This window comes from Pseudomonas viridiflava (assembly GCF_001642795.1).
GTDB lineage: Bacteria > Pseudomonadota > Gammaproteobacteria > Pseudomonadales > Pseudomonadaceae > Aquipseudomonas > Aquipseudomonas viridiflava.
The window spans coordinates 42,702-60,286 of the sequence record NZ_LKEH01000027.1; the positions used below are offsets into that span (position 1 = coordinate 42,702).

Annotated in this window: 14 protein-coding genes; 7 read left to right on the forward strand and 7 right to left on the reverse strand. The window is 60.3% G+C overall.

Annotation, left to right across the window (positions count from 1 at the left end):
* Positions 1-55: 55 nt before the first annotated feature.
* Positions 56-481 carry a DUF1810 domain-containing protein gene (locus AO065_RS15460; protein WP_004885253.1) on the reverse strand — a complete coding sequence of 142 codons (426 nt, stop codon included), beginning with the start codon at positions 479-481 and terminating at the stop codon, positions 56-58.
* Between the two features lie 92 nt (positions 482-573).
* Here AO065_RS15460 and AO065_RS15465 point away from each other — a divergent pair, with 92 nt between their 5' ends.
* The 4 genes from AO065_RS15465 (at position 574) to AO065_RS15480 (ending at position 6,236) form a co-directional block, all read left to right on the forward strand.
* The gene (locus AO065_RS15465) at positions 574-2,385 is read left to right on the forward strand and encodes an ABC transporter ATP-binding protein (RefSeq protein ID WP_004885255.1); all 1,812 of its coding nucleotides are present in this window, start codon (positions 574-576) and stop codon (positions 2,383-2,385) included.
* Positions 2,386-2,505: 120 nt separating this feature from the next.
* Positions 2,506-3,543: an NADP(H)-dependent aldo-keto reductase gene (locus AO065_RS15470; protein ID WP_004885258.1), complete on the forward strand. Its 1,038-nt coding sequence runs from the start codon at positions 2,506-2,508 to the stop codon at positions 3,541-3,543.
* 73 nt (positions 3,544-3,616) lie between these two features.
* Entirely contained in the window at positions 3,617-4,417 is an 801-nt protein-coding gene (locus tag AO065_RS15475) for a glucose 1-dehydrogenase (protein ID WP_004885259.1), read from the forward strand.
* Positions 4,410-6,236, forward strand: coding sequence for a glycoside hydrolase family 15 protein (locus AO065_RS15480; RefSeq protein ID WP_004885261.1), 1,827 nt, complete (start codon positions 4,410-4,412; stop codon positions 6,234-6,236). The genes AO065_RS15475 and AO065_RS15480 overlap by 8 nt, the downstream gene beginning before the upstream one ends.
* 25 nt (positions 6,237-6,261) lie before the next feature.
* Here AO065_RS15480 and AO065_RS15485 read toward each other — a convergent pair whose 3' ends face one another.
* The 5 genes from AO065_RS15485 to AO065_RS15505 all read right to left on the reverse strand — a co-directional run bounded on the left by AO065_RS15485 (position 6,262) and on the right by AO065_RS15505 (position 12,246).
* Positions 6,262-7,692 carry a hypothetical protein gene (locus tag AO065_RS15485; protein ID WP_004885262.1) on the reverse strand — a complete coding sequence of 477 codons (1,431 nt, stop codon included), beginning with the start codon at positions 7,690-7,692 and terminating at the stop codon, positions 6,262-6,264.
* Positions 7,693-7,788: 96 nt separating this feature from the next.
* Complete coding sequence (locus tag AO065_RS15490; protein WP_412778557.1) at positions 7,789-8,706, reverse strand: lysylphosphatidylglycerol synthase transmembrane domain-containing protein; 918 nt, start codon at positions 8,704-8,706, stop codon at positions 7,789-7,791.
* 38 nt (positions 8,707-8,744) lie between these two features.
* Positions 8,745-9,485, reverse strand: coding sequence for an SDR family oxidoreductase (locus AO065_RS15495; RefSeq protein ID WP_004885267.1), 741 nt, complete (start codon positions 9,483-9,485; stop codon positions 8,745-8,747).
* Positions 9,482-10,798 carry an FAD-binding oxidoreductase gene (locus tag AO065_RS15500; protein WP_004885269.1) on the reverse strand — a complete coding sequence of 439 codons (1,317 nt, stop codon included), beginning with the start codon at positions 10,796-10,798 and terminating at the stop codon, positions 9,482-9,484. Before AO065_RS15500 ends, AO065_RS15495 begins: the two co-directional genes overlap by 4 nt.
* Positions 10,795-12,246: a UbiA family prenyltransferase gene (locus AO065_RS15505; RefSeq protein ID WP_004885271.1), complete on the reverse strand. Its 1,452-nt coding sequence runs from the start codon at positions 12,244-12,246 to the stop codon at positions 10,795-10,797. Before AO065_RS15505 ends, AO065_RS15500 begins: the two co-directional genes overlap by 4 nt.
* 359 nt (positions 12,247-12,605) lie before the next feature.
* Between AO065_RS15505 and norR the strand changes: the two genes are divergently transcribed.
* Positions 12,606-14,159, forward strand: a complete 1,554-nt coding sequence (gene norR / locus AO065_RS15510; RefSeq protein ID WP_032651872.1) for a nitric oxide reductase transcriptional regulator NorR — start codon at positions 12,606-12,608, stop codon at positions 14,157-14,159.
* Between the two features lie 112 nt (positions 14,160-14,271).
* On the forward strand, positions 14,272-14,496 hold the full coding sequence (locus AO065_RS15515) for a DUF6555 family protein (RefSeq protein ID WP_004885276.1): 225 nt from the start codon (positions 14,272-14,274) through the stop codon (positions 14,494-14,496).
* An 18-nt stretch (positions 14,497-14,514) separates the two neighbouring features.
* Here AO065_RS15515 and AO065_RS15520 read toward each other — a convergent pair whose 3' ends face one another.
* Positions 14,515-15,933: an MFS transporter gene (locus AO065_RS15520; protein ID WP_032651874.1), complete on the reverse strand. Its 1,419-nt coding sequence runs from the start codon at positions 15,931-15,933 to the stop codon at positions 14,515-14,517.
* Positions 15,934-16,249: 316 nt separating this feature from the next.
* Between AO065_RS15520 and AO065_RS15525 the strand changes: the two genes are divergently transcribed.
* Entirely contained in the window at positions 16,250-17,557 is a 1,308-nt protein-coding gene (locus tag AO065_RS15525; RefSeq protein WP_162234371.1) for an Nramp family divalent metal transporter, read from the forward strand.
* Positions 17,558-17,585 lie beyond the last annotated feature (28 nt).

Here is a 17,585-nt window from a genome sequence, read left to right on the forward strand (position 1 = left end):
CCGTCGAAGACATGTTGGCGCCTCCCACAGTCAGATGTGTACTGTGAAAACCGATTCAACCGCCTGCCAGCTTCACTGTCATCGCATCCGGCTCACCATCAAAGAACGTATCCAGTACTTCCTGAAACACAGGCCGGTCAGGCGCAGCGAGTCGGAACAGGGTCATGCTTGAATGCAGCTTCAGGTCGTCCGGTGAATTGAATATTTGTCGCGCCGTACGTTCTACCTGTGGGGCGATGAGGTGCGCGCACTGTTCGAGGCGTGGGCCGAGTACAGGATGTTTCAGATATGCCCTGGCTTCATCGAGGCTGCTGATGGCATAGCGCTGGGCCATGTCGCTACGACCCAGGCCACGGATCTGCGGAAACACGAACCACATCCAGTGGCTGCGTTTCTTCCCGTCTTCAAGTTCCGCCAGCACCTGTGCAAATACCGGTTGCTGAGCCTCCACAAAGCGTTGCAGGTTGTAAGCATCGTTCACGATGAGCCTCCTGTTTTTGAGCGAGCCTGCGTTTGCGGCCGTATGATGGCCGACCTTCAGGGGTTGGTCCGGTATCAAGAGTTCTATTGCGTATGCCCGTTTTCAAGCGTTTTTCGTCGTTCATGCAGCAGGCCTTTCGGGCGATGCAACTGGTCTGGACCACCTCCAGATGGCTGTCGCTGGGCCTGATCCTTGCCACGCTGGTGGCCGGTCTGTTGCCCGCACTGGCCGCCTGGCTGGGTCAGCGCATTGTGGATGCCGTGGTCAGCGCCATGCAATTGCATGCCAGCACCGGCGAAGCGCCGCTCTGGCCAGTATTGCGCTACGTGCTGTTCGAGGCGGGCGTGCTGGCATTGCTGGCCGCTGCCCAGCGTGGCCTGTCTGTTCAGCAAGCGCTGTTGAGAGTGCTGTTGGGGCAGAAGGTCAACACCCTGATTCTGGAAAAGGCCCAGACCCTGTCTTTGATGCAGTTCGAAGACTCGGAGTTCTACGACAAGCTGGTGCGCGTGCGGCGAGAGGCCTCGACAAGACCGCTGGCGCTGGTCACCAAATCGCTGGGCCTGCTGCAGAACCTGATCTCGCTGATCAGCTTTGCCGTGCTGCTGGTGCATTTCTCACCTTGGGCGCTGGTAATTCTGGTGCTCGGCGCATTGCCGGTGTTCTTTGCCGAGGCGCATTTTTCCGGTGATGCATTCCGTCTGTTCACCCGCCGCGCTCCGGAAACACGCCGCCAGAACTACATCGAAACGCTGCTTTCTCACGAGGGCTACATCAAGGAGGTCAAGCTGTTCGGGTTCGCGCCGCTGCTGCTCAAGCGCTATCGCGAGACCTTCGAGCGACTGTACGCCGAAGACCGTCGCCTGACCGTTCGCCGCGACGGTTGGGGTTTCTTACTCGGTTTGCTGGGCACTGCCGCGTTCTATCTGGCCTACGCCTGGGTGGTGGTCGATGCGGTGCATGGCCGTATCACGCTCGGCCAGATGACCATGTACCTGGTGTTGTTCAAACAGGGGCAGGCCGCCGTCAGCAGCAGCCTCAGCGCGATCAGTGGCCTCTACGAAGATGGTCTGTATCTGGCGGACCTGTATGTCTACCTCGCCCAGCCGGTCGTCGTGCCAGCCGGAAGTCTGACGTACGGCGCCTTGCCGGGTGATGGCCTGCGTTTCGAAGACGTGAGCTTCACCTATCCCGGCACCAGCCGTCCTGCGCTTGAACACATTGACCTGCATCTGGCGCCGGGCCGCAGCGTGGCGCTGGTCGGCGAAAACGGTTCCGGCAAGACCACGCTGATCAAGCTGCTGACCCGTCTCTACAAGCCTGATCACGGGCGCATTCTGCTCGACGGCAGCGACCTTCAGGAATGGGATGAAGAGGCGCTGCGTACCCGTATCGGGGTGATCTTTCAGGACTTCATTCGCTACCAGTTTCTGGTCGGCGAAAACCTCGGCGTCGGTGACACTGACGCGTTTCATGACGAAAGCCGCTGGCGCGAAGCCGCAGCGCAGGGCATGGCTGCACAGTTCATCGAACAGCTCGACAAGGGGTACGAAACGCAATTGGGCCGCTGGTTCGCGGGCGGCCAGGAGCTGTCCGGCGGCCAATGGCAGAAGATTGCGCTGTCACGTGCGTACATGCGCCGCGACGCCGACATTCTGATTCTCGACGAGCCGACGGCCGCGCTGGATGCCGGGGCGGAAGCGGCAGTGTTCGATCATTTCCGCGAGTACGCCAAGGGGCGCATGACCCTGCTGATTTCCCACCGTTTCTCCAGCGTGCGCAACGCCGAACACATTGTGGTGCTGGAACACGGCAAGGTCCTGGAACGCGGCAGCCATGACAGCCTGATCGAGGCGCAAGGCCGCTATGCGGCGCTTTTCGACCTTCAGGCTCAGGGCTATCGCTAAATGAAGACTGTCATGAAAAGCGACAAAAGTCCTTGCAGTGCATCATCGACAGGCGTTTTATAGGGCTCGTTTTTATGGCACCCCTGTGTGCTTTTTTTCTGAAACCGGATGGAGTCATCAATGCAATTTCGTTCATTGGGCAAGACTGACCTGTCGGTCAGCGCCATCACCCTGGGCACCATGACCTGGGGCGAGCAGAACACGCAGGAAGAGGCATTCGAACAGATTCGCATGGCCAAAGAGGCTGGCGTCAACTTCCTTGACACCGCCGAGATGTACCCGGTGCCGCCGCGTGGCGAAACCTACACCAAGACCGAAAGCATCATCGGCGAGTACTTCAAGAAGTACGGCGACCGCAGCGACTGGGTGCTGGCCAGCAAGGTTGCCGGGCCGGGCCGCATGGACCATATCCGCGATGGCAACCCGCGTCTGGACCGCCACAACATTACCGCCGCGCTGGATGCCAGCCTCAAGCGTATGAACACCGATTATCTGGACCTGTACCAGTTGCACTGGCCGGACCGCAAGACCAACTTCTTCGGCGTTCTGGGCTACACCCACGACCCGGACGATCAGTCGGTCGAGATTGAGGAAACCCTGTCGGTGCTGGGCGATCTGGTCAAGGCGGGCAAGATCCGTCATTTCGGCCTGTCCAACGAAACGCCATGGGGCACCCAGCGTTTTCTGCATCTGGCTGAAAAGCTGGACTTGCCGCGCGCCGTGTCGATTCAGAACCCTTACAACCTGTTGAACCGCACCTTCGAAGTGGGCCTGGCGGAAATCGCCATTCGTGAGCAGATCGGTCTGCTGGCGTATTCGCCGCTGGCGTTCGGTGTTCTGGCTGGCAAATACCTGGACGGCGCACGTCCGGCCGATGGCCGTCTGACCCTGTTCGAGCGCTTCCAGCGTTACAACAACCCGCAGGCCGTCAGTGCAACAGCCAAGTACGTGGCATTGGCCCGCGAGCACGGCCTGGACCCCTCGCAGATGGCACTGGCCTATGTCACCAGCCGGCCTTTTGTAACCAGCAACATCATCGGGGCTACCAAGCTGGATCAACTGGCTGTCAACCTGGCGAGCATCGATGTCACGCTGTCCGACGACGTGATTGCCGGGATCGAAGCCATACATATTTCGCAACCTAACCCGGCTCCGTAAGCGCAACGGCAGTGAACTAACTTTCGGCCTCGCAAGTCAGCATCTAGGGTGCTTACTTCGAGGCTGAAAACCGATGCATATCTCTCTCAAGCAACAAGTCGCACTCGTCACCGGCGCCAGTTCCGGTCTGGGCGCTGCGGCTGCCCGCGCTCTGGCAGATGCCGGGGCGGCGGTCGTGATCAATTACCACTCCAAGGCTGAACCTGCTGAAAAGCTCGCGGAAGAAATTCGTGCGGCGGGCGGGCAGGCAATCGCCATTGGTGCCGATGTTTCCAAGGAAGACGAGGTCGAGCGGCTGTTTGCCCAGACCATCGAGCAGTTCGGTGCGCTGGACATCCTGTTCGCCAACTCGGGTCTGCAAAAGGACGCCGCGTTCGTCGACATGAGCCTTGAGGACTGGAACACGGTCATCAACGTCAACCTTACCGGCCAGTTTCTCTGTGCCCGCGCTGCCGTGCGTCAGTTCATCAGCCAGGGCATGCGCAAGGATGTATCACGGGCAATGGGCAAGATCATTCACATGAGTTCAGTGCACCAGCTGATTCCCTGGGCGGGGCACGTCAACTACGCGGCCTCCAAGGGCGGCGTCGATCTGTTGATGCGCAGCATTGCCCAGGAAGTGGGCGAGCAGAAGATTCGTGTCAACAGCATTGCACCTGGTGCCATCCGCACCCCGATCAATGCCGACGCGCGGCAGGGCGATGCAGAAAAGAAAATGCTCGAACTGATTCCCTATGGCCGCATCGGCGAGCCGGAAGACGTGGCCAATGCCGTGGTCTGGCTGGCGTCCGATGCTTCGGACTACGTGCATGGCACGACGCTGTTCATTGACGGCGGCATGACCCTTTACCCGGAGTTCCGCGGCAATGGCTGACTTTCCAGAAGAGGCGCAGAACGCGATCGAGAACCACGGCATCATTGGCGATATGCGCAGTGCTGCGTTGATCGCCGACACCGGGAGCATCGATTTCTGCTGCTGGCCGGATTTCGACAGTCCCTCGATCTTTACCGCATTGCTGGACACCAACGACGCGGGCATCTTTCAGCTGGCGCCAGACCTGCCCGATGCGCGGCGCCTGCAGATTTACCTGCCGGACACCAACGTGCTGCAGACCCGCTGGATATCAGAAGAAGCTGTCGTGGAAGTGACTGATCTGATGCCCATCGGCGAGGATCAGGACGACCTGCCGCGCATCGTGCGGCGCGTTCAGGTGCGCTTCGGCAAGGCCACGATCCGCATGCGCTGCAAGGTGCGCATGGATTACAGCCGCGCCGACACCACGGCGCATCAGGACGGCAATGACGTCTGCTTTCAGGCCGAGGGCCAGCCCGGCATGCGTCTGTCTGCGGCGACGCCTTTGCATGTGGAACACGACGCAGCGGTCGCCGAGTTCCAGATGGAAAAGGGCCAGACCATCGAATTCATTCTCGGCGGTGTCGATGATCCGCACGTGGCGGCGGGCAAGTGTTCACGCTATTTCGACGACACCCTGGCGTTCTGGCGTCGCTGGGCGGGCCAGTCCGAGTACAAGGGCCGCTGGCGCGAGATGGTCATGCGCTCGGCGCTGGCACTCAAGCTGCTGACGTCGCGCAAGCACGGCGGAATCATCGCCGCAGCGACCTTCGGCCTGCCGGAAACCCCCGGCGGCGAGCGTAACTGGGACTACCGCTACACCTGGATACGGGATGCATCCTTCACCGTGTATGCTTTCATGCGGCTGGGCTATACCGACGAAGCCAACGCTTTCATGGGCTGGATGCGCGGTCGGCTGGATGACAGCTGCGAGAACACGCAAAAGATGGGCATTCTTTATGCCCTGGACGGTCACGATAAGCTGCCTGAGGAACACCTGGATCACTTGACCGGCTACGGCGGCGCGTTACCCGTGCGCATCGGCAACGAAGCCTACGAACAGACGCAGCTGGATATCTATGGCGAACTGATGGATGCCGTTTACTTGGCCAACAAGTACGGCGACGCCATTTCCCATGATGGCTGGAAGCACGTGGTGCGTCAGGTGGATTACGTCTGCGAGCACTGGAGCGACCGGGACGTAGGCATCTGGGAAATGCGCGGCGGCGATCAGCACTTTCTGCATTCGCGGCTGATGTGCTGGGTGGCGCTGGACCGGGCGTTGCGCCTGGCGTTCAAACGTTCGCTGTCCGGGCCTTTCGAGCGCTGGACCAAGGTGCGCGAGCAGATTCACGACGACATCTGGGAAAACTTCTGGAACGACGAACTGGGGCATTTCGTGCAGCACAAGGGCAGCCGCAATCTGGATGCCTCGATGCTGTTGATGCCGCTGGTGCGTTTTGTCGGTGCCAGCGATCCCAAATGGCTGGCGACGCTGGATGCCATCGAACGCACACTGGTGCGTGACGGCATGGTGTTCCGCTATCGCAACGACGACGATCATGACGACGGCCTGGCAGGCGAAGAGGGTGCGTTTGTCGCCTGTTCGTTCTGGTACGTCGAATGCCTGGCCCGCGCCGGGCGGGTCGGTCAGGCGCACCTGGAGTTCGAGCAACTGCTGCGCTACGCCAACCCGTTGGGTCTGTACGCCGAAGAGTTCGACCCGCACGCCCGTCATCTAGGGAATACCCCGCAGGCGCTGAGTCATCTGGCGCTGATCAGTGCGGCCAGTTTCCTCGACCGCAAGCTCGGCGGAGGTCAGGCGCTCTGGCAGCCCTGATTCACTTGGTAGCATGGGATTTGCGTTACTTGGTGTGTAACGCAAATCCCACTGACTTGTCCTCCACCGCGTAATTGTCCGCAATCATCCCGCAATAGCTCAGGCGCGCCAGATAGACGCCCGGGTTGCCCAGATAGGCGCGGATGTCGATGTTGTCGCCGCACATCGCCAGCCTGCGACCGCGCAACAAACCGACTGCCTGCCCGGAGCGTATCGCGCCCATCGGCGTCCAGTCAGCGATGATCAGCGCGCCTTCCGGCACGGACTGCTCGTACGCGTTCACGAACTGCTCGGCAGACCGGTCGGGCAGGTAGGGCACCATGAAGTAATGAATGTCCTCGCGAAACGGCAGTTTCTCTTTGTGGGTCGGTAAATTGATCACACCGCTGGCATACAACGACCAGGCCAGCACGATTACCAGTGGCGACGTCAGCACCGAGGCATTGAGCAGCGCGGTGCCAGCTCGATTGCGAGGTAGCAGCGCAGGCAGCTGGATCATGCCGATAACGCTCAACATTGCGATTCCCGGCAGGAAGAAGGTAAAACGGTCGGTGACATTGTAGGAAATCGCGAAGATCAGATTCAGCAACGCTGCGCTCCACAGCAGGCGCAGTCGGCTGTCTCTGGGAAACAACAGCAGTCCGGCGATCTGCGGACCCATCAGCGACAACATCAGCAGCACCACCGAGTTTTTCTCGTGCCACATGTCATCGAAACGAAACAGGCTGCCTTCCCACTCAGGTCCGGCGATAGTGGTCGAGGCGCCTGTCAGGTAGCGGCGGGCGATATCGATCAGGCTCAATCCGGCATTCAGATCGTTGAACACCGCGACGGCGGCAGTGGCGAACCCGAGCGCGAATCCGGGCACGGTCATCAGGATCCGCGCCTTGTGCTGGATCAGCAACTGGATATAGAGCGGCAGCATCACGATGAAGGTCAGTTGATGAATCGACGCGCTTATGCCAGTCAGGACACCGATGACGAACAGCTTCTTCAACGGCGTCCATCGCGAGTGGGCGCTGAACTGCACGGCATAGGCCAAGAGCACGAACAGTGTGTGCAGCAGATACACCTCGGCTTTGGTCGACACCCAGAACACCGCGTGGGCCAGTACCGTGGCGGTCGCCGCAAGCAGCGCCTGACGGGCTGTTGCACCGACGCTGATGGCCAGTCGGTAGATGATCCACGCCAGCGGCAGCAGGAGCAGCGAGTTCATCAGGCTGAGCACCTGAGAGCCAAACAGGGCGTAAAACATCGAGCTGAAGAAGTGATAGAACGGATGATCCAGCGGGCCGAGTGACTGACTGAAATACTCGCCTGAGGTGGCATCCGCCAGAAACACACCATTGTCCATCCACTGGATCGGGCCGCTGGAAGCGATGAAGCTGGCTGCGATCGCAGCGCATAGCAGCAGCAACGGTATGACGACTGAATGCCTGGCGTTGAATGAACTCATTGAGCGGTTCCTCCTTGAAATGAGCAATGGGTAGTCCTTTGTTTGCTGCGCGACAGCGCTACGTCGAAGGCGTGGTGGGGTCTGCCACGGCGTTGTTCAGCGGCTATAGCTTGTCGAATCCCTGAACCGTCCCAGCATCACCGCGCCAATCGCGACTGCAAACCACAAGGTCGCGAGACGAATCAGGATGGTGGCGGCAATTGAGTCGGCAGCCGGCATGCCCTTGAACATCAGCAGCCCGATCATCACCGCCTCGGCACCGCCCAGCCCGCCGGGCATGAAGCTCAGGGCACCGGCGAGCATCGCCAGTGCATAAGTGAACACCGCGAAGGACAGTGGAATCTCTGCGCCCATCCAGCCGAGCACCCAATGAAACGCCAGCGCCTCGGCACTCCAGGCGATCAGGCTGAGCAGGCTGGCACCCAGCAACACATCCAGCCGATGGCATTGGCGAGCGGCCAGCAGCACGTCGAACAGGTGCCTGAACAGTGTCGGCAGTCGAGTCGCTGTTAGCGGAATCATCCCGCGCAGCCATTCCAGCAAACGCCGCTGGGAAAGAACCAGCAACCCCGGTAGCACCAGAACCAGACCCATCGCGATCATCGGTTGCGCGGACGGATACCAGGACAGGCCTAACAGCGTCAGCAGGGCAATCGCCAGCAGGTCGGACAGACGCTCACTGACAAACGCTGCAAAACTCTTCGGGTAGGGCACGCCCAGCGGCTTGAGCAACACCCCGCGCAACGCTTCGCCCGCTTTACCCGGCGTGGTGGTCAGGGCGAATCCGGCGAGATAGGCACCGAGGCTGGGACGCCAGGGCAGCGTATGGCCGAGCACACGAAGGTAAAGCTGCCAGCGCACGAAACGCAGCCCGTAATTGACGGCTGACATCAACAGAGCAAGGGCGATGCCCATCGCGCCAACCCTTGCTGCGGCCTGCGCCACCTCGTGCCAGCCGCCCCACAGACAAAAAGCCAGATAGCCCAGCGCCGAGCCGATGACCGACAGCACCATGGCTCTGTAGCGCCAGCCGGACAGCCAGGGCGCGGCCGTCACAGGTTCAGCCTCTTGAACAACGGCTGCGGAATCGAGCGGATGACCAGCATGATCAGTGCCCAGAATCCGGGCGCATACAGGCTGGTTGACTGCCGCGCGATACCGTTGACGATCCGTTCGGCGACCTGTTCCGGCTGCGCGAGCAACGCCGCTGGCAACGACAGGCCCTGAGTCATCGGCGTATCGACAAAACCGGGCTTGATAGTCAGCACGTGCACGCCGACCTTGAACAGGCGCGCCTGCAGACCGTCGCAAAAGGTCGAGACCGCAGCCTTGGCGGCCCCGTAAAGGTAATTGGAAGGCCGGCCCCGTTCACCTGCGACCGACGAGATGACCGCCAGTGTGCCGCAACGCTGGAGCTCGAAATGCTGGGCAAGCAGGGTCAGCAGCGCGATCACCGACGCGCTGTTGGTGATGAACTCCTGCAGGGCCAGCCCGACATCCTGCTCGCAGGCTCGCTGGTCAGGCAGGGTGCCATGGGCGATCAGTACCACATCGATCTGGCCGAGCACCTTGAGGCAGTCGGCGAGCATTCTCGGGTGCTCGGCAAAGTGCGTGGCATCCATTTCGTGCAGGGTGACGGTCCTGGCGCCGCGCCCCTCGAGATCGGCCGCCGTGACCTGCAGCCTGTCGGCACTGCGTGCCACCAGAAAGAAATCGCAGCCTTGCGCAGCCCAGAGACGGGCGCAGGCATGGGCGATGGCCGAGGTGGCTCCGATGATCAGAATTCGTTTCATGGCAGGACTCGTTTCCAGAAGCGGGACATCAGGGATGGGTCGCGCAGGGCTTCCAGTCGCTCCCAGGCCGGGTAGGCCTGGCGGAAATCGCTCCCGTTCATGTGGGCGTCCTTGGCCGGATACAGACGTCCGCCCGCGTCATGGACAATGGCGTCCAGACGCGGGAACAGCGCGCCGGCAAGGTCACGGTGTTGCGGAAAATCCAGCGCCAGCGAGGTGCCCGGCATCGGGAACGACAGCAACCCCGGCGAGGCAATATCGCCGCAGCGTTTGAGCACCGCCAGAAACGAGCCCTGACCGGACTCGGCGATGGTATCGAGCAGTGCCTGCATGGCGTCCTGCGCACAGTGTTCGGGGATCACGCACTGGTACTGCTGAAAGCCGCTGCGCCCATAGATCCGGTTCCAGTGCAGCACGCGGTCCAGCGGGTAGAAAAAGGGCTCGTAATCGCTGCGCTTCGGCGTCGGTCGGGCAGGGTGGGCATGCCAGTACAGCGAATTGAACAGGCGCAGCGACAGGTTATTGATCAGCGACAGCGGCGGGGTGACCGGCACGCTCAGTTTGCTGCGCCGCTCGACCTCAAGCGAGCCGAAGCGTGCATGGTCGCCCACGATGTATACGCCGCGCCCGCTGTTGCTGCCCCGCGCCAGACAATCGACCCAGGCCACGCTGTATTCATGCTGATGGTCGAGTTCCCGAGAGAGGGCGAAGAATTCACCAAGATTGGCGAAACGCACCACCGTGCTGTCGATCTGGCTGGTGCGGATCGGCATCAGCTGAATATCTGCCCAGTGAATTACCCCGGTCAGCCCCAGTCCGCCGATGCTGGCGGCATACAGCAGCGGGTTTTCCACGGGCGAGCAGATCATCGCCTGCTCACCCTGACGCAGCAGGCCGAAGCGCAGGGTATGGCAGCCGAACGTGCCGCGCAGATGGTGGTTCTTGCCGTGCACGTCGTTGGCAATCGCGCCGCCCACGGTAACGAACTGGGTGCCTGGTGTGACCGGCAGAAACCAGCCGTGCGCAATGGCCGCTGCGAGCAGTTGAGCCAGGGTCATGCCTGCTTCGACGCGTACGATGCCGGTTTTCCAGTTGGCAGCGATGAACCGGTCCAGCCTATGCATGTGCAGCACATGGCCGCTGCTGGCCAGGCAGCTGTCGCCGTAGCTGCGGCCATTGCCAAACGGCAGGCTGGTTTCGTGCCGGTCCAGTGTGGCCGTCAGGTGCCGTGGCAGGTCATCGATCCACGTGCATGCGTGGCCCTGCTGCGCGACCTGGGGATACCGACCCCACGGATAGAGAGGCACGGTCATGCGGCAATCCAGAACACGAGCAGGAACAGCGCACCGATCCCCTGGCTGATGCGGTCGCGAATGGCGAAGACCACGGGGTCATCGTTCATCAGCCCGCGGTGGGTGAGCATCCAGATGCGGGTGATCCAGAACAGCAGCAACGGACACGCCAGCCAGATGACATGCGGGTGCTGATAGAGCGCGACGGTGGCGCCTTCGTGGATGTACAGGGCCAGAACCATCACCGCGAGATTGCCGGAGGACGCGCCGAGGGACGCGATCATGTCCAGGTCGCCGGGGTAGTAACCACGGCCGCGAGTCTTGCCTTCCACCTCGCGCACCCGTGCTTCACGCAGTTCAGCGTAGCGCTTGACCAGCGCCAGGCTCAGGAACAGGAACATGGAGAACGCCAGAATCCAGAACGTCAGTGGCAGATGGAACGCTGCCGCGCCTGCGAGAATACGTGTGGTGTAAAGCATCGCGAGCACGATGACGTCCACTGCCATGTGCCGCTTCAGGTACAGCGAGTACACCAGCGTCAACAGGTAATAAGCGCCCAGCACGGCCGAAAACTGCCACGGCAGGAACGCCGCAGCACCGCCGAAGGCCAGCAGCAATAAGGTCGGTACGGCAATCAGCCCCGATTTGATGGGCAGACGGCCGCTGGCAAACGGGCGATTGCGTTTGCTGCGATGGTGCCGATCATCCGCCAGATCCAGCAGATCGTTGAGCACGTACACGCTCGACGCACACAGGCCGAAGAACAGAAATGCAAGCAATCCATCGATCACCTGCTGCGTTTGCTGAATCTGATGCGCCGCCAGCAGCGGGACGAAGATCAGTGCGTTCTTGAGCCATTGATGCAGGCGCAACGCCTTGCGCCAGTCCCCGAGGCTTGCTGCGCCCGCATTGAGCACTTGATCGACATTGCCCTGCGCCTGCGCCCGCCGCTGTACGCCAGTGTGCGGATTGGCAACGATGGCTTTTCGCGCTGCCGCCCAGATGCACAGATCGTCCGTGGAATTGCCGATGTAGTCGAAGCCGCTCTGACCGTAGTGATCGATCAGCAGGTCACGCTTGCGATGGGCCGACAGGTTGGTCTCGCCATCGGACGCCCACACCTGATCGAACAGATTGAGGTGCCCGGCAATTCGTGTGGCCAGTGTTTCGTGAGCAGCGGTCGCGAGGACGATCAGTCTTCCTGTGTTGCGCTGCACCTCAATGTACTCGATGACCTCCGCGTCGTAAGGCAGCAGGGCGATGTCGAGCCGGGTGGCCAGCGCGAGCCCGCGCTTGAGGGAGGCTTTGCCCTGTAACAGCCAGAGCAATAATTTGAACACCTGTAATGGATGTTGCCGGATGAATGCCATGGCGGTTTCAAACAGCAAGTCTGAACGCAACAGTGTCCCATCCAGATCGACCACCAGCGGTGGGTGGGTTTGCAGAACGCTTCCCTGAATTCCCGACATGGACGGTGGCTCCTGTGAACGTGAGCGCACTATGGAACGAAAACGGACAATCGCCTCTTGAATAAAATTAAACACAATGGAATTTATTGCCGTCGTCATGACGTCAGAAAACGCCCGTTTTATTTAGCTATTAGAGCGCTGACTCTATTGTTTCATCGAAGTTACACTTTCATCGGACAGTCCTCATTATTTGAACGCTATAAACGCCCGTGACGGCGGGGTATTGAACGGAATATATGTATCACTCTTGATACGACGCTGGCGGCATCGGGAGCACGGATGTAAGGCCGTTGAGACAGGTGTCGGGGTGATAGCAAATCGGGTCATAATGACACCTTCGCTTTCACTGTCCTGGAGTCATGATGACCCATCCACTGCTGCGTGCGCTGGTGCCGCTGGTTGCCGATCTGTCCCGTGAACTGCCGGATGAGGAACGGTATCGACGCTTGTTGCAGTCATTGCGTCAGTGGTTGCACTGCGATGCCGCCGCGCTGCTCAGACTGGACGAGGGTGTGCTGATTCCGCTGGCGGTGGATGGCCTTAGCCCTGACACGTTGGGTCGCCGCTTTCGGGTCGAAGAACATCCTCGTTTCAAGGCACTGCTGGAAAGCCCGGTCCCGGTACGCTTCTCCTACGACTGTCCGATGCCCGACCCCTATGACGGTCTGGTGGAGGGGCATGGCCCGCTGGAAGTCCACGACTGCGTTGGCTGCGTGCTGCACTTCCAGGAGCGGCCGTGGGGGCTGATCACGCTGGATTCTCTGGACCCGTCGAGCTTCGGCAAGGTCGATCTGGATAATCTGCAGGCGTTTGCCAGCCTGGCTGCCGCTACGGTCATGGCCAGCGAGCGTATTCAACACCTGTCGCGTGGGGTCGAGGATCAGCGGCAATTGGTCGAGGTCTACAAGCGGGCTGCAGGCGGTCGGGCGCCTCGCGAACTGATTGGCCAGAGTGAGGTGCTGGAGCGCTTGCAGCAGGAAATCCAGCTGGTCGCCAATAGCCCGCTCACCGTGCTGGTGACCGGTGAAACCGGCGTCGGCAAGGAGCTGGTGGCCGAGGCCATCCATTTGCATTCTCCCAGGGCTCACAAGCCGCTGATCAGCCTCAACTGCGCGGCACTCCCGGAAACGCTGGTCGAGAGTGAGCTGTTCGGACACGTCAAAGGTGCGTTCTCAGGCGCGGTCAACGGGCGCAGTGGCAAGTTCGAACTGGCCGATGGCGGCACGCTGTTTCTCGATGAAGTCGGCGAGTTGCCGCTTTCCGTGCAATCCAAGCTACTGCGAGTGCTGCAGAGCGGACAGTTGCAGCGGGTTGGCTCGGATCAGGAACATCGTGTGGACGTGCGCATTATCGCTGCCACCAACCGCAATCTGGCTGAAGAGGTACGCTCCGGTCGGTTTCGCGCCGATCTGTATCACCGCCTGAGCGTGTATCCGTTGCAGGTGCCGACATTGCGCGAGCGGGGCCGTGACGTGTTGCTGCTAGCCGGGTATTTTCTGGAGGAGAACCGTCTGCGCATGGGCTTGCGCAGCCTGCGTCTGAACCCCGAGGCGCAGCGGATGCTGCTGGCGCATGCCTGGCCCGGCAATGTCAGAGAACTTGAGCATCTGATCAGCCGTGCCGTGCTCAAGGCATTGTCCGGTCATGCACAGCGGCCGCGTATTCTGACCATCGAGCCTCAGTCCCTCGGCCTGGATGAAGCCGTCGACAGCCTGCCGCTGTTGCCGCCAGCCCTGGAGGTTGCCACGGGAGTCGAAGGGCAGGGGCTCAAGGCCGCGGTGGATGCCTATCAACGTGCATTGATTGCCAATGCACTTGATCGACATCAGGGACGATGGACCGAAGTTGCCCGCGAGTTATCGGTAGATCGCGCCAATCTCAACCGGCTTTCGAAACGACTGGGGATCCGCTGATATACCGTGACGCGTGTTATTGGTCGCTGAACGTTGAAAAAGACTGAATTTTTTCATAATGACTTGGGTCACCTGTTACTCAAGCCACCACTGAAAAAGGATCAGGCGTTCAATGGCACTGCCCAAACACTATCGAATCGATTATCTAATGAACGGCTCTTTCAAGAGTTTCTATATACGAACCGAACATATGGATAACGTTGAGGCCTGGCATTATGCGAGTGTTGACGCAGGCCTTGCGCGTATCCCGAAATACCGCCTGGAGAAAGTGCCCCGCGTCTCCAAACCCTACGCAGAACACTTTGGCGTGACCGATGTGGAGTGGGCTCAGGCCTGAGCCCACTGTCTGCGTGATCTAGCGATGGGCGATGTTTTCCAGCGCCAGATTGCGGGTACGAGGACCGAAACCGCCGATGGTGATGATCACGATCAACATGCTGCTGACGATGAACGCCAGGACGCCCGGTGTACCGAAGTGCTCCAGGAATATTCCGATCAGCAGACTGCTGAAAACCGTCGACAGGCGGCTGAACGAATAGCAGAAGCCCACGGCACGCGCACGAATGTTGGTTGGAAACAGCTCACCCTGATAGGAGTGATAACTGAAACTCAGCCAGGCGTTGCTGAAGGTGATCATGATGCCGCAGAAGATCAGCCCTGCTGCACTGGTCTGAAACGCGAACAGCGTGCCGAAGATCATCGAACTCAGGGCGGAACCCACAATCTGCCATTTGTTTTCAAACCGATTGGCAAACTTCACGAACAGCAGCGGACCCAGCGGATACGCCAGCGTAATCACGAAGGCGTAGCTCAGGCTGTGGGTCACGCTTACCCCCTGGCCCGATAACAACGCTGGCAGCCAGTTGCCGAAACCAAAGAAACCGATGGCCTGGAAAATGTGGAAGGCGATCAGCATCAAAGCGCGACGTCGGAACGGCGGCTGCCACATATCGGCGAAGCGACCCTTGCCCTCGACTGCAACGGTTTGCGGTTCAGGCTGATCCAGCGGCTGTTTGTGATCCCTCAGGCAGCGCGCTTCCAGATCATCCACGACCCGTTCGGCCTCCACGAAGCGCCCATGCTGGGCCAGCCAGCGCGGCGACTCGGGCAGGGAAGAACGCAGCCACCAGATGAACAGCGCAAACACCGCACTGCTGATCACCACCCAGCGCCAGCCGGCATAACCGAGCGGATCCTGCGGCACCAGCCACCACGACATCAACGCCACACTGGGCACGGCCAGAAATTGAATCGAGAAGGCAAACGCGAAGGCCGAACTGCGTATGCGTTTGGGGACCAGTTCCGACAGGTAAGCGTCGATGGTGACCAGTTCAACACCCAGGCCGATGCCGACCAGAAAGCGCATGCCGATCACGCCCATTGCCGAGGTCTGCAGGCCCATCATGACAGTCGCCACGGTGTACCAGATCAGTGCGCAGGTGAAGATGGCGCGGCGGCCGAAACGATCAGCGATTGGACTGACCAGACTGGCACCGAAGAATAGACCGAGAAAGGTCGCCGAAGCGAAGGCTGCCTGATCGGAGAAGCCGAACAGCCCCTGGCTGCCGGTGGCAAAGATACCTTCGCGAATCAGACCGGGGCTGATGTAAGCCGTCTGGAACAGATCATACAGCTCGAAGAAGCCGCCTATGGAAAGCAGGGCAATCAGTTTCCAGATGGTGGCGACGGCAGGCAATCGGTCGATCCGGGCCGAGATGAGGGCGGCGCGAGCTGGGTCGGCGTGCGTATTATTGTTTGAGTTGGAAGAGGCCATCGTTGGACCGTCCGGCAGGATAGGGATCGTCATCGTACTGGTTTTACATTTGGTAATACTTGCGAAATAAAGCGATTTAAGTGCCAGTTTTGGCGAATTATTGCTTTAAATCTTAGAGTTGCGATTTTTTCTGAAAGCGCGATAAAGATTTTTTTACAAATCCCGGACCGGTCGATTTGGGCCGGAATGCATGATCAACGGCATATGAAACGACGGGAACCGACCGTTACCGGCCACTCATGTATCAAGATGTGTAACAAAACCTTAGGATAGGCGCATCGATTTTTTGCCCTCCCGGATTCTCGTGACGTACAAACTGCCTACTACGGCGACAGCGCCGTTTTGCCCGTCGGCGACCACCGACAGTGTCTCCATCCCGGCCAATGCTTCGCCACTGCGCAAGATGATGTTGTTCATCGGCCCCGGCTTGCTGGTATCGATCGGCTATATGGACCCCGGCAACTGGGCCACAGCCATTGAAGCTGGGTCGCGCTTCGGCTACTCGCTGCTGTTTGTGGTGGTGCTGGCGAGCCTTTCCGGCATGGTGCTGCAAAACCTGTGTTCGCGTCTGGGCATTGCCACTGGCCGGGATCTGGCGCAACTGTCTGCGGCGCGTTACAGCCGCAACGTCGCCAAGGGGCAATGGCTGTTGGCAGAGCTGTCGATCATTGCCACCGATCTGGCCGAGGTGCTGGGGGCCGCGCTGGCGTTTCATCTGCTGCTGGGCGTATCGATCACCGTGGGTGTCGGCCTGACGGCTTTCGATACGCTGATCGTGCTCGCTTTGCAGGGCGCCAATTTTCGTCGCCTCGAAGCCATCGTACTCGGGCTGATCGCGACCATCGCCGCATGCTTTGCCGTCGAGTTGATCCTGATCAAACCGTTCTGGCCGGATGTGGCAGCAGGCCTCAAACCCAGTTGGGATGTGCTGAGCAGCCAGGAGCCGCTGTACATTGCAATCGGCATTCTTGGCGCGACGGTGATGCCGCATAACCTGTATTTGCATTCCTCTGTGGTGCAGACACGCGTCAACGGTTCTGATCTGGCGAGCAAGGCCACCGCCATCCGTTACGCCCGCCTGGACACCATCGGTTCGCTGAGCCTCGCACTGCTCATTAACGCTGCGATCCTGATTCTGGCTGCCGCCGCGTTCCACAAGACCGGCCATACCGACGTGGTCGAGATTCAGGACGCCTACCACCTGCTCGATCCGCTGGTGGGCGGCGCGATTGCCAGCGTGCTGTTCGGCGTGGCCTTGCTGGCAGCGGGGCAAAGCTCGACCTTTACCGGCACCATCGCCGGACAGGTCGTGCTCGAAGGTTTTCTGCAGGCGAAGATTCCCTGCTGGCAGCGGCGTCTGATCACCCGTGCGCTTGCCTTGATCCCTGCGCTGATCGGTGTGGTCTGGCTGGGTGACAGCTCGGTGGGGCAGATGCTGGTGCTCAGTCAGGTGGTGCTGAGTCTGCAGCTGCCTTTTGCCCTGTGGCCGCTGATCCGTTTCACGAGTGACAAAAGTTTAATGGGGCCTTTCGTCAACGGGCGACTGGTACAGATCGCGGCCTGGGGCCTGTTTGGTCTGATCTCTGCTGCCAACCTGACGCTGTTGTGGTTCTGGATCAGCTGAACTTAGGGTCTTGGGCGCGGCTCTCAAT